We start from the raw sequence: 12,931 nt of genomic DNA on the forward strand, positions 1-12,931 counted from the left end.
ATGACTAATGACAAGCAGCTACATATATACACCAAAGAAAATCAGCATACTTTGCAAAGACTGATTAGAGCGATCGCGCTTTCCGAAGGTCAATTTGCCCTGATTTTAGTTCGGTGTAACTATGGGCAATTACGTGAGCAAATGTTAGAAAATATTCGCTCCATTACCAAAGATATCTATATCAGAGAAATTGTTCTCAATCCATCAACTACTTCCTTACACAGCACCATAGTCTCAGAACTATCTTTAGATAATCCTGCTGTCCTTACAGACTCTTTGCCATCTGCTGTTATGGTTTTCGGTATTGAGTCAGCTATCGACGTTGAAAACTTACTTACAGGCATCAACCAAGCGCGAGATATCTATGCCACGACTTTTCCATTTCCAGTGGTATTGTGGCTACAAGATGAAGTGGCATCATTGCTGTCAAGATTAGCGCCTGATTTTAAAAGTTGGGCTGCAACCACTATTAAATTTGAAATGGCAAAAGCAGATTTAATTGCTTTGATCCACCAAGAGGCAGAATCTCTATTTGCCAAAGTATTAGAAGCAGGTGCTGAAACATTTTTATCTAACGCCTCTTTAGATTTAGATCCTAAGTCCCAACACCGTCATGAAATAGAATCAGCCCGTAATGATTTAGTACGCCTCTATGGCTTTCAATTAACACCAGGATTAGAAGCTAGTTTAGAATTTGTGTTGGGGCGAGATAAATACGCCAACGATCAAATTAATGGTGCTTTAGCCAATTATCAAAGAAGCCTAGCATTGTGGCAGCAGGAAATGAGGAGACTAGCAGAGTGGGAGAATAATTCTTCTTTCCCCCTTTCATGTCCTCACCCTACCCCTCCCTCGTCTCTACTCAAGCAAGCAATAGTATTATTCCATCTGGGGCTGTGTTATCACCGAATGGCAGACTTATACCAGAATAGTAATAGTAGCTATTGTGAACATGCTCTCTTGTGGTTTAAACAATGCTTGGAAGTATTGGAAGAAGTACAAAGAGAAGACTTAGTTGCTAAATTTATTTTACCTGCTTGTGAAATGCTACAACGTTTACAAGCCTGGGATGACTTAAAAAAATTAGCTCAAAAATCATTACTTCTGCATAACACCTACGGAAGTTCAGCACAAGTTGCTCAAAATTATGGCTTTTTGGCAAATGTGGCAGCTTCGGAGTCGAATTGGGTACTGGCTCATGAATTAGCAAATACAGCACTTTCTATCTCCGAAGAAGCAACGGAAGTTTCTCTGCGAGACGCTTTGCGAACACGACGACAAGAAAGTTGGTATCTTCTCTTGCTCGCACGTACACAGCGGCATCTAGGTGAGTCTGAAGAAGCTATCAATAACCTGGAATGGGCGAGGGTAGTTTGTGAGCTACAACATCAGCCATCACTTTATTTAGAGATTTTAGAAGAACTGCGATCGCTTTACTTTTTTGAGCGTCATGACTATATAGAAGCCTTTAAGCTCAAGCAAGAAAAAATCCAAATAGAACATCAGTATGGCTTTCGTGCTTTTATCGGGGCAAGTCAATTGCAGCCGCAACGCTCTAGAATTAACCCAGCATTGGAACCTCAAAAAATACCGTTTGTTCCTGAGGGTGTTGCCCAAGAAATATCTGCTTCTGGACGGCAGCAAGATGTCAATCGTTTGATTGAAAGAATTACTCGTGCTGACTACAAACTCACAGTAATTTATGGACCATCTGGTGTGGGTAAAAGTTCAATTATCAAAGCTGGTTTAGTACCAGCGCTGAAGGAAAAAGTTATTGGTGAACGTATTCCTATACCTATTGTTTTGTCTGTTTACACTGATTGGCTCACAGTTTTAGTAAGCAATCTAAACCAAGTGCTAGCATACACAGGAATATCGGTTAATCCTGACTCTACACCCACTATACTGCTAGAAAAAATTCGGTTAGCAACCGAGCGGAATTATACAATAATTATCATATTAGACCAGTTTGAAGAATTTTTCTTTATTAGCAATATTCCCACGCAAAGAATAGAATTTTACCAATTTTTTAGTCAATGTTTAAATATTTCATATGTCAAAATTATTCTGTCATTAAGAGAAGATTATTTACATCATTTACTAGAATTTGAACGTTTGAGCCAAAAAAATAGTATTGGGCAATATGATTTAGGCGTAATTAATAAAAATATTCTCGATAAGGACATTCGCTACTACCTAGGAAAATTCTCTAGCCAGGATGCTAAAGCCATAATTCATAGTCTTACTCAACGTTCACATTATGAACTGAGTGATGAATTAATTAACCGATTAGTCCAGGATTTGACAGGAGAACTAGATGAAGTACATCCAATTGAATTACAAATAGTTGGCGCTCAACTACAAATAGAAAACATTACCACACTCGGACAATACAAGCTTTGCGGTGGCTCGGCAAAATTGGTGGAACGCTGGCTTGGGGAGGTTATTAAAGACTGTGGTAAGGAAAACAAAGAGTTAACTTGGAAACTATTATTTGAGTTAACTGATGAAAAAGGCACACGACCGTTAAAAACTAAAGCTGATTTAGCGACTGCATTAGTTAATAATCATGATATAGATACAATATCAAGCTTTGACACAGTTGGAGAACTAATTTTAGAAATATTGGTGGGTTCAGGTTTGGTGTTGCGAGTCAGAGAAGAATTAGGCGATCGCTACCAGCTAGTTCACGATTATTTAGTTGAACCAATTCGCCAAAAGAACAATTATGGTATGCTCGCCGAATTAGAAAAAATCAAACTTGAAAAAACTAAAGCTGAAGTTGCCCAACAGCTGAGTCAAAAGCAACTCAATTTGATATTGCAACGGCGCCTGCGGGAAGCACGGATAGCAGGCGCAGTGCTGGCAATCATGGGAGGAACAATAGCAGCATTATGGTGGCAAGCCGACTTGCAAAAAGGAGCAGCAATTCGCCAAACCCTACGAGCTGAACGCAGTGAAACCAATTTGAAAATTAGTGCAATCACTGCTGCTAGCGAAGCTTTGTTTGCGTCTAATAAAGAGTTTGATGCTCTATTAGAAAGTTTACGCGCTTGGAGAGGACTTAAACAGGCAGAGGTCGTGCAACCAGATACTCGAATGCGGGTGGTGACAGCCCTACAACAGGCAGTTTATGGAGTAACGGAGGTTAACCGTCTGGAAGGGCACGCTGATGTTGTCTGGGGAGTAGCTTTCAGCCCAGATGGTCAATTGCTAGCGTCAGGTAGCCGAGATCAAACAGTGAAAATTTGGCGTCCTGACGGTACCTTACTCCAAACCCTCAAGGGTCACACTGATGCTGTCACCTGTGTAAGTTTCAGCCCGGATGGTCAAACCCTAGCATCTGCCAGCCTCGACAAAACAGTGCAAATCTGGCACAAAAACCCGGTTACAGGTGAATTTGGGTCTAAGCCATATAAAACCCTGAAAGGGCATAAAGATTGGGTTTATAGCGTTAATTTCAGTCCTGATGGCGAGTTGTTAGCTACTGCCAGTAAGGATACAACCCTAAAACTCTGGCGCAAAGACGGTAGCATAGTAAAAATACTGAGGGGACACCGAGGGTGGGTTAACTGGGTAAACTTCAGTCCTGATGGGCAATTCATCGCCTCGGCCAGCGACGACAAAACAGTGAAAATCTGGCGACAGGACGGTAGCCTCGTTAAAACTTTGCAGGGTCATCAGCAGGGTGTGGTTATAGCTGTTTTTAGCCCGGACGGTAAATTTTTGGCATCAACAGGTCGAGACAAGACAGTAAAACTTTGGCGACAAGAAAGTAACAGGACTAAAGATGGTTTTGACTTTCGTCTTTACAAAAGTTTACGACAGCATAGCAGTACAGTTTGGAGTTTGAGCTTTAGTTCCGATAGTAAAAAGTTAGCTTCCGCAGGTGAAGACAATACCATAAACCTCTGGAGTATCACTGGTACTTTACTCAAAACCTTCAAAGGACACAGCGATACTGTTGTCAGCATCGCTTTCAGTCCAAATAACAAATTGCTGGCTTCAGGAAGTTTCGACAAAAGCGTGAAACTATGGAGTTTAGATGCCCCAACACCGTCTATTCTTCAAGGACATCAGAAGCGAGTTTTGAGCGTTGCTTGGAGTCCTGACGGTCAGATGCTAGCTTCTGGTAGTAGCGATCGCACTGTCAAACTTTGGCAACGAGACACCAGTAGTGGCGAAGTCAAAACCCGACTTTACAAAACTTTAGTAGGGCACACAAATAAAGTTCCTAGTGTCAGTTTCGACCCCAAAGGTGAAATGCTGGCCTCAGGAAGTTATGACAAGACTGTGAAACTTTGGCGGCTTGAAGGTACTTTAATCAAGACTCTCCGCGGGCATAGCGATAGTGTGATGAGCGTGAATTTCAGCCCAAATGGTCAGTTTTTGGTAACAGCTAGCAAAGATAAAACGGTGAAGCTCTGGAACCGTGAAGGCAAGTTAATCAAAACTTTAGTGGGGCATCAGGGCTGGGTGAATAGCGTAAATTTTAGTCCTGATAGTCAGGTTATAGCCTCTGCCAGTGATGACCAAACTGTGAAACTGTGGAGTCGGGATGGTACTTTGCTCAAAACTTTTTCGCCCCATGACAGTTGGGTGTTAGGTGTCAGCTTTAGTCCCACTGACGAGTTACTGGCTTCTGCTAGCTGGGATAATACTGTGAAACTGTGGCGACAGGATGGTACGTTGTTAAAAACCTTGTTAAAGGGGTACAGCGATAGCGTCAATGCTGTAACTTTCAGTCCCAATGGTGAATTGCTCGCTGCCGCCAGTTGGGACAGTACAGTGAAACTCTGGAGCCGTGAAGGCAAATTAATTAAAAGTCTCAATGGGCATCGCGCTGCGGTATTAAGTGTCAGTTTTAGCCCAGATGGTCAAACACTAGCATCAGCTAGTGATGACAACACGATCATTCTATGGAATTTACATCTTGATGATCTGCTTGTTCGTGGTTGCGACTGGGTGGGTGATTACCTCAAGCACAACCGCAATCTTGAAAAGCGCGATCGCATTCTTTGTGATGGTATAATTAGCGCAAAACCTTTTTAATTACGAATTACGAATTAGCTTGAAGCCTCAATGGGCAACCGCTCTTGGTTTAGCGGTTGATGAGGCGATCATTGTTAATTCAGAGCTAGAAAATAATTTTTGACATGATCAACTAAAGGAGCGATCGCTCTCCAAAACTTCATGATTATTTTCTGCGGGAGCTTCTTGTGGCAAATTCGCTAAAAAGGCTTGTAGTCTCATACGCTCAATATAAGGCCAGCCTCCCTCAGACTCAATATCTTTCAGCAATGAGTAGAGTTGCCGACGGTTAACAGGCAAACTCTCTTGAAAAACCCCATCCCGGATCTCTCGGTGTAAATGCTCTAATTGCCGCAGCAAAGCCAAAAGAGTTACAGTATCACCTTCACAGCCCTGAACTGCATCATACACCACAGTTGCGATCGCTTGCAGTTTACAGGAAAACTCCCCTGATTCCAGATTTTTGTTATCGCTCATGCCATCCTTTCCGTATAAATGAGGTCAACTCAAATTTACCGGAGATTTTTAATTTTCCCTAGTTTGCCAATAGCTACTCTAGACAAGGAGTAAAGAAAATGAACCTTCTGTAAGCTTCTAGATGGATTTTTTCTGAAATCCTCGTGTCTTACATCCCTCACTTGCCTGAGTAAGGGGTGAAAATAACTAGATTTGTATCTTTATCAAAGGCAATTGCGATCGCTCTTAAAAGAGCGTAGTAACCTTTAGCATAGCCTCCACGGCAGCTAGATGTGATCAGGACGAGACTTTGTTGGATTTTGAGTACTTTGATTTTGAGTTAAAAAAAATCGTATGATCTGGCTGATTTCCCAATCAAACAATGGGCTGTATGTAGTGGCGTAACATACATAATACAAAAAGACTTGGGCGATGCCGCTTTTGCCTGTGGCAAAAGTAAAGTGCGAAGTAGACACCTCTCTTTGCGCTCTTTGAGGCAAGTACTTATGCCGCTCTGTGTGGGGCTTACTCATCCACGCGCCCAACTCTAAACAAATGCCACCAACAGTAAAACTGCTGGTTTTTTGCTCTCCTAGTTACACACATCCAAAATGGATGCAGTGTACTACTTAGTCTGGGGTTTCTTACACCCCAAGCTCAAAAGAGTGAAACGTTTAAGTACGTTTAGCAGAGAAAAGTTTGAGCGGCGACTTCCAACCTATACGCCCGGACACTTGTTTCAACTCTTGCAATCAGAGCAACACACTGTCCGATCGGGGATGGCTTCTCGTCAGAGATCAAAGCTTCGATGCAGTTTTACAACTTAGATATTAATTTTTGAGATTGAGGTTGACCATGAGGTATCGCGCTTTAATTGTTGCATTCTTGGCTTTGTGCCTGGGGCTTATAACTGCTTGTAGTGATGCTCCTGCTACTAGTAGTAGAGATGTACTCACCTACGATCAAATTCGCGGGACTGGCTTGGCTAACAAATGCCCCCAACTAGCAGAAACAAGCCGTGGCTCCATTGCCATTGATTCTAGCCAGTCCTATGCCATCAAAGAACTTTGCTTAGAACCAACTAGCTTTTTCATCAAAGAAGAACCTGCTAATAAACGGCAAGAAGCAGAATTTGTTGCTGGTAAATTGTTGACCAGATACACTTCCACTATTGACCAGGTGCAAGGCAACCTAAAAATCAACCCAGATAATAGCTTGACCTTTGTGGAAACTGATGGTCTTGACTTTCAAGCCATCACTGTGCAACTTCCTGGTGGTGAGCGAGTACCTTTCCTCTTCACCATCAAAAACTTGGTTGCTCAAACCCAACCCAATTTGACCAGTATTAACACCTCCACGGACTTTGAAGGCACCTTCAAGGTTCCTTCCTATCGTGGTGCTGCCTTCTTAGATCCTAAGGGTCGTGGTGTCGTCAGTGGCTACGATAATGCCGTGGCTCTCCCCGCCCAAGCGGATGATGAAGAACTTACCCGCACTAACGTCAAGCGTGCTGAAAATCTTAATGGCAAGATTTCTCTGCAAATCGCGAAAGTAGATAGCTCTAGTGGTGAAATTGCTGGTACTTTTGAGAGCGAACAGCCATCTGATACAGATTTAGGTGCTGGCGAACCTAAAGAAGTTAAGATTCGCGGTCTATTCTTTGCACGGGTTGAACCGACTCGTGGCTAAACTCTCTTAGGTAACTGACTGGCATTCAGAACTACAATTCTGTAAACATCAGGTTTCATAACAAAAGTTAACTTCAGGGCTGTTTCATTCCTATAAAAGCATTATTAGAGACGAAAAGAGACAAAGGTTCAAGGGTAGACAAGAGAAAAATTCTTCCTTCCCTTCTACCCAACTTTTCAAGAGGCTTTGAAAGGATGAAACAGCCCTGCCTTTTTTTCAGGAGCTAGATAGGTTTTTTTTAAAGAGGGGAAAGGTTTAAATTCACACCTTAACTTTTTCCCTTTTATTAAAAGACTAAGGATTTAAATACAACAAAGGGCATCTCGCCCTTTTTTTGTTGACTTGCGTAAATATACGCAGTATTTTCTAAATATTATTAGTAATTTTTAATTGTTGAATGAATTTTGGTTGAATTTACACGTATTTTTACTGTAAACAAAACTTTTGCTTATCCAACAAAATTCCGACTACTGTTATTTTGTTTATATAAATTAGCTTCACCATTAATTAATTAAAATTAAGTACAATCTCGGTTTGATATTTAGTAACTAATTTTATATTTTATTTCTATGTAGTTATAAAAACAGCTACAGATCATACCAAAGAGCAATAACAAACTAAATACCAATTTTGCCCCTTTAAACTTTGCTCGATTTTCAAGCAACTCTATGAAATTTTTTCTAGAAAAATGTTGTTATCTACCATAGAGTTTGCAAGGACATATAGCATGATATTGTCTTTGATATCGTGCGATCGCAGCTGAGTTTAAAAGTGAGTAATTGATTGTTGATTTACTCAATAAACACGGTGCTATGCCTACCACAGTCACCAATGAACTAAAACATGAAATTTGGCAGTTGTTGCGAGAATATCAGCAATCTCGGTCAGAAAATGTTCGCAATAAGCTGGTAAAACTCAATTTTGGACTTGTGAGAAAAGAAGCTCACTACTGGACAAATCAATGTCATGAAACCTACGATGATTTGCTCCAGGTTGGATGTTTGGGTTTAATTAGAGCGATTGAAAAATTTGAAATTTCTAAGGGACATGCCTTTAGTTCCTATGCTCTTCCCTATATTCGGGGTGAAATTCAACACTATCTCCGAGATAAAGGTGTCACCGTGCGAATTCCTCGGAAGTGGTTAGCACTGCAACAGCAAGCAATAGGAGTTTCACGTTCTTGGCGTGAAAAGCATAATCGTCAACCAACAGACTCCGAATTAGCAACAGCACTGGAAATTTCTCCAAATGAATGGCAAGAAATTAAATTAGCATGGGTAAATCGCGCTCCCTTGAGTCTCGATGTGCCAATCCAAGATGGAGAAGAAGGCTCTACCTGTTTGGGAGAATTGGTTCCAGATCCTCACTATCGCAGCTTTCAACTAGCACAAGAAGACCAACTTCGCTTGCAACAAGCATTGGTTCAACTCGAACAACGCACCCGCGATGTATTGGAATGTGTGTTTTTGCAAGATTTGACACAAAAACAAGTTGCAGAACATCTGGGAATCAGTGTCGTAACGGTTTCCCGTAGAGTCAAGAAAGGCCTGGATTTGATGAAACAGCTTATGGGTGTAACAGAAGATTGACGCCCAATAAACCGAATACGCAGTTATGCTGGGCTATAAGTGCTAAAAATAACCCTTGAAATGTAAAAAATTAGGTTATAAAGGGAACAGACTTTGCCTTTGATACAAATTTCAGGCATGTTGATTTCCACTTTTCAATTTTCTAATGGCTTTTGAGAACAGCTCATGGGCAGAAATTCAAAAATTACAATTGCAGCTATTTTAACCTTAGCGATCGCTGGATGTGCTTCTGAAGATACACAACAAGCCATCAATCCTGCGCCGATTCCTAAAATAGTAGTAAAGTCGCCACCAGCGACTCAATCCTTTAAGAATCCAGTGATACCTGCCAAACAGGTTTCACCAGTTACTCCTGCATCTGCTAACTTGATTCAATCAACTAATGCTACAGAGCGGGCACGGTTTGTTCTGGTATCAAAAGACCGGGCTGACCCGTTTGCACAAATTTTTGGGCAGACAGTTCCGGGAATGCCTAAAACATCGGGAAGACCTGTTCCCGTGTTGCCTAAGTTACCTACTGCATCGCTAGCAGTCCGAAAACTTCCAACAGGCAGCATAGCTTTAAATCAAAAGAAAAATAACATTGCTTCTGTACCAAAAAAAGTCAATCCTACTTTGACTTCAGTCTTGCCTAGGGTTTTGCCTCAAGTTGTCCCCAACCCGACTTTAGTATCTGTATTGCCACCACCAGCACAACCTGAGTTAGCAAGGGCAGTTCTTGTGACTGGTGTAGTTCTAATTAGTAAGGAACCGCAGGCAATTATCAAAGTACCAGATGAGCCGACGAGTCGATATGTGCAGGCGGGACAGCGATTGGCGAATGGCGTACTGGTTAAACGTATTGAAATGAATCAGGGCTATAACCCTATCGTGATTTTGGAACAATATGGTATTGAAGTTGCCAAAATGGTAGGGGAAGGGGCTGTCAATTCAACGCCGTCAGCTGCATCTGCTATCGGCAATCCTATTTCAGTGACAACACCCTCCTCAAGTCCTTTTAATGTTGGAGCTTCATAGAGATGGAGACTAAGGAAAAAATTGAATTTGCTGGTTTGCCTTTAGCTGTCTATAGAGAGATAGCAGCTCATTTACATCAAGTTGAAGGGGTAGAAGTGGATTTAATTCCCCAATCATCCCAACAGTTTGATTACAATCAAAGTCAAATTGGTGCCTTGTCCATCTCGTGGACAGTAAATTATGGTTCAGAAAGTCGGCAACGAGTTAACCAAATTTTGGCTTACTATCAAAATCGCTATATGAATCCTATTTGATTTGTGAAAATCGAAGCCTCAGATTCCCGATTTCTTAGAGAAGTCGGGAATTTTGTTGTTCATGAATGATTAAGTAAGACTATGGTGTATAACGACTTCATACTAATTCTTTGTGCAACTGCACAAAATCAAAATGCAGGTCAGACTTGGGGCTTAAGTCCCAATTTCTGTAGAAACCTCACAGGTAATCAGTATAATTACTTCGGTGATTTTAAATTTTTAATTGGAGCAAAGTGACTATGACTGCTGCTGTCTTTCTAGAAAACGTCTACAAGTTTTACAACAATGTACCTGTAGTGAATGACTTATCATTCAAAATTGAAGCGGGGGAAATATTTGCTCTACTCGGTCCCAACGGTGCGGGTAAATCAACCACAATTCGGATGCTGACTACACTAACGAAACCATCGCAAGGACGGATAGAAGTAGGTGGATATGATGTCATGAGCCAAGCCATACTGGCAAAACAAAGTATTGGCGTAGTCTTGCAGCAAATCAGTGTGGATAACGATTTAAGCGTTTGGGAAAATATGGAACTGCACGGAAGGCTACATCACATTAGCAACCCGCAGCGACAAAAGCTCATTAATCGATGGCTAGAGTATGTTGAGCTAGCAGAAAAACGTGATGATTTGGTAAAAACCCTGTCTGGGGGTATGAAACGACGATTGCAGATAGCGAGAGCTTTATTGCATCAACCGCAAATTCTGTTTTTGGATGAACCAACGGTAGGACTAGACCCCCAAACCAGGCGACGCCTCTGGGAAATTATTCGAGATTTGAATAAGCAGGGGATGACGATGCTACTGACGACCCATTATATGGATGAGGTCGAATTTTTGTGCGATGCCTTTGGCTCTACCAAGCCAGGGCGCATCGGTATTATGGATAGCGGTAAGCTGATTTCTTTAGGAACTTTACAACAGCTCCGTTCCGTTCACGGTGAAGGTTTGGTGATGAAGCAATTGGGTGTGTCTGAAGTGGGAAGTGATAGCGCCCGTAGCTGGGAATATTTGTTTTTCCCATCTCTAGAAGAAGCGAACATCTACTTGAATGAACAGCCCGATAAAACCGGAATGATGGTGCGTCCCTCCAACCTAGAAGATATTTTTGTGGAATTAACGGGATGCCAGTTAGATTAACCTCATCCTCCTAACTGTCGCAGCATGGCTTCTACTCTGTCCACCCCTTCTGAGTCATTGCGCCGCTTGTACAAGTCACGCGCTTTCTGAAGCAAGCTGTTGGCTTGTTTGGTTTGTCGCCGCTGTTTATACATCGAACCCATTAACTCATAAGTCTGGGCGTTGTTCTTATCCAAGTCGATTGCTTGTTGATATGCCCAGGTAGCAGCAGTATAGTCTCCCATACGCGATTGCGTCACAGCCAATCCTAAATAGGCATTAACGTTGTTACGGTTCAGCTGTATGGCACGACGGTAGCCTTCCTTTGCCCCAGGTGTGTCGCCCAAATTGGCTTTGATGTAACCCACGGCGTAGTAAAAATCACTATTGTTAGGGTTGATGGCGATCGCACGACGATAAGCTGTTAATGCCGCCTGGTAATTTCCCTGTTGAGCATATAAGTAGCCAATACCTGAATGAATTTTAGCATTTTTGGGATCTAGCCTAGCTGCTTGCTGATAAACTGCGATCGCACCACCATAATCGCCAGTATCCACTAACCTCCGTCCTTCTTCTAGTAGTTGCTTTAACTCTGGGTTTTTGCCTTGTGCCACTAATACCTGAGCCTGAACCACTGAAGGTATAGTGAAGGCAAAACATCCTAATAACACCACACTCAACACAAATGATGTTGGCTTGTACACAGTAAATTTCCTGAAATTTTAGAGGACTTTTTTCTTGTACATTAAAACAAAAATATGGACTTTTGAAAACTGTATTTCCTCGCATTGATTAAGATGTTAATAGTTCATCCACTCTTTCCTTTACAATCAGCACTATAATACAGAGTTTTTACTGAATAATAAAGTGTAAGATATCAAGTTCAGATGAAGTGACCCTACATATAAATCAGTAGAATAGAAAAATGACACTTTTTAGATCAGTAGTTCTACGTGTCATTTAGAAAAATCTAACAGGCATCTAACTTAATCTTAGAGAGGCGATGCGCTAATCTCAGAGGGTTTAACATTCATTACTGTTTGTTATTTAATTTAATAATTTGCTGACTCTGTATCCAATTTCTCTTACATTTATAGTCTTTTATACTACCCTTTATAAAACTGCAATCCAGGCGTTTACACCCTTTTTTGGTCATTACACGGTAAGATCAATTTAACAAGTAAAGTGTTCCTTCAAATTCTAGTTTTTAGTCGGCAGGATACTATCAATGAGAGCGAATTTGCGATGTTACTTCGCTCCCGCTGGAAGCAATCGCAATCTAAACTTGTGTGAGAGGATGTTTATCAAACTTGTATCAACACAAACTAGTTTTGTATGTGTATTCTGAATAATAAATATTAACCTATATGCTATCTGGGAGGCTAATTTATGATTATAACTACCACTGATGTGATTCAAGGAGCCGTTATTGAGTCATATTTAGGCATTGTGACAGCAGAAGTAGTCTACGGCAGCAATTTCTTGCGGGATTTTTTGGCTGGTATTCGAGATATTATTGGTGGACGCACCGGCAGCTATGAACGTCTATTTGAGCAGGGTCAACGCAAGGCATTAGAAGAATTAGAACAACGAGCACAACGCTTAGGAGCAAATGCTGTGATTGGGATTGAACTTGATACTGGCACAATCAATATTGACCAGTCAGGAGTTCTTTTGTTGATTACTGCCACAGGCACTGCTGTAAAGATGCGTTAATTTTTTATTGGCGGTATATATTACTTTTTTATTCTTTTTTAAGAAGGGTTAAAAAGTT

General features: G+C 41.4%; 9 protein-coding genes. 7 read left to right on the forward strand and 2 right to left on the reverse strand.

What is annotated here, in order from left to right:
• Window positions 1-5,052 carry a hypothetical protein gene (locus ACEYW6_RS05565; protein WP_412978939.1) on the forward strand — a complete coding sequence of 1,684 codons (5,052 nt, stop codon included), beginning with the start codon at window positions 1-3 and terminating at the stop codon, window positions 5,050-5,052.
• 108 nt (window positions 5,053-5,160) lie between these two features.
• Here the strand turns inward: ACEYW6_RS05565 and ACEYW6_RS05570 are convergent, their stop codons facing one another.
• Complete coding sequence (locus tag ACEYW6_RS05570) at window positions 5,161-5,508, reverse strand: hypothetical protein (protein ID WP_196513003.1); 348 nt, start codon at window positions 5,506-5,508, stop codon at window positions 5,161-5,163.
• Window positions 5,509-6,342: 834 nt separating this feature from the next.
• Between ACEYW6_RS05570 and ACEYW6_RS05575 the strand changes: the two genes are divergently transcribed.
• The 5 genes from ACEYW6_RS05575 (at window position 6,343) to ACEYW6_RS05595 (ending at window position 11,178) form a co-directional block, all read left to right on the forward strand.
• Complete coding sequence (locus tag ACEYW6_RS05575) at window positions 6,343-7,176, forward strand: photosystem II manganese-stabilizing polypeptide (protein ID WP_190894002.1); 834 nt, start codon at window positions 6,343-6,345, stop codon at window positions 7,174-7,176.
• Between the two features lie 812 nt (window positions 7,177-7,988).
• On the forward strand, window positions 7,989-8,765 hold the full coding sequence (locus ACEYW6_RS05580; protein ID WP_190894003.1) for an RNA polymerase sigma factor SigF: 777 nt from the start codon (window positions 7,989-7,991) through the stop codon (window positions 8,763-8,765).
• A 165-nt stretch (window positions 8,766-8,930) separates the two neighbouring features.
• Complete coding sequence (locus ACEYW6_RS05585) at window positions 8,931-9,782, forward strand: hypothetical protein (protein WP_412978940.1); 852 nt, start codon at window positions 8,931-8,933, stop codon at window positions 9,780-9,782.
• Between the two features lie 2 nt (window positions 9,783-9,784).
• A complete protein-coding gene (locus ACEYW6_RS05590; RefSeq protein ID WP_412978941.1) occupies window positions 9,785-10,036 on the forward strand; it encodes a hypothetical protein in 252 nt (83 codons plus the stop codon).
• A 239-nt stretch (window positions 10,037-10,275) separates the two neighbouring features.
• Window positions 10,276-11,178, forward strand: a complete 903-nt coding sequence (locus ACEYW6_RS05595) for an ABC transporter ATP-binding protein (protein ID WP_412978942.1) — start codon at window positions 10,276-10,278, stop codon at window positions 11,176-11,178.
• Window positions 11,179-11,180: 2 nt separating this feature from the next.
• Here ACEYW6_RS05595 and ACEYW6_RS05600 read toward each other — a convergent pair whose 3' ends face one another.
• Window positions 11,181-11,861, reverse strand: a complete 681-nt coding sequence (locus ACEYW6_RS05600; protein WP_190894007.1) for a tetratricopeptide repeat protein — start codon at window positions 11,859-11,861, stop codon at window positions 11,181-11,183.
• 685 nt (window positions 11,862-12,546) lie between these two features.
• Between ACEYW6_RS05600 and ACEYW6_RS05605 the strand changes: the two genes are divergently transcribed.
• Window positions 12,547-12,873, forward strand: coding sequence for a YbjQ family protein (locus ACEYW6_RS05605; RefSeq protein ID WP_412978943.1), 327 nt, complete (start codon window positions 12,547-12,549; stop codon window positions 12,871-12,873).
• Window positions 12,874-12,931 lie beyond the last annotated feature (58 nt).

It is taken from the genome of Nostoc sp. UIC 10607 (genome assembly GCF_047228265.1).
In the GTDB taxonomy this organism is placed as follows: domain Bacteria; phylum Cyanobacteriota; class Cyanobacteriia; order Cyanobacteriales; family Nostocaceae; genus Nostoc; species Nostoc foliaceum_A.

What these genes read in the sequence shown, in the direction of transcription:
- ACEYW6_RS05575 (WP_190894002.1), top strand. Translation starts at nt 6,343, where the DNA reads ATGAGGTATCGCGCTTTAATTGTTGCATTCTTGGCTTTGTGCCTGGGG.
- ACEYW6_RS05595 (WP_412978942.1), top strand. Translation starts at nt 10,276, where the DNA reads ATGACTGCTGCTGTCTTTCTAGAAAACGTCTACAAGTTTTACAACAAT.
- ACEYW6_RS05565 (WP_412978939.1), top strand. Translation starts at nt 1, where the DNA reads ATGACTAATGACAAGCAGCTACATATATACACCAAAGAAAATCAGCAT.
- ACEYW6_RS05580 (WP_190894003.1), top strand. Translation starts at nt 7,989, where the DNA reads ATGCCTACCACAGTCACCAATGAACTAAAACATGAAATTTGGCAGTTG.
- ACEYW6_RS05590 (WP_412978941.1), top strand. Translation starts at nt 9,785, where the DNA reads ATGGAGACTAAGGAAAAAATTGAATTTGCTGGTTTGCCTTTAGCTGTC.
- ACEYW6_RS05605 (WP_412978943.1), top strand. Translation starts at nt 12,547, where the DNA reads ATGATTATAACTACCACTGATGTGATTCAAGGAGCCGTTATTGAGTCA.
- ACEYW6_RS05570 (WP_196513003.1), bottom strand. Translation starts at nt 5,508, where the DNA reads ATGAGCGATAACAAAAATCTGGAATCAGGGGAGTTTTCCTGTAAACTG.
- ACEYW6_RS05585 (WP_412978940.1), top strand. Translation starts at nt 8,931, where the DNA reads ATGGGCAGAAATTCAAAAATTACAATTGCAGCTATTTTAACCTTAGCG.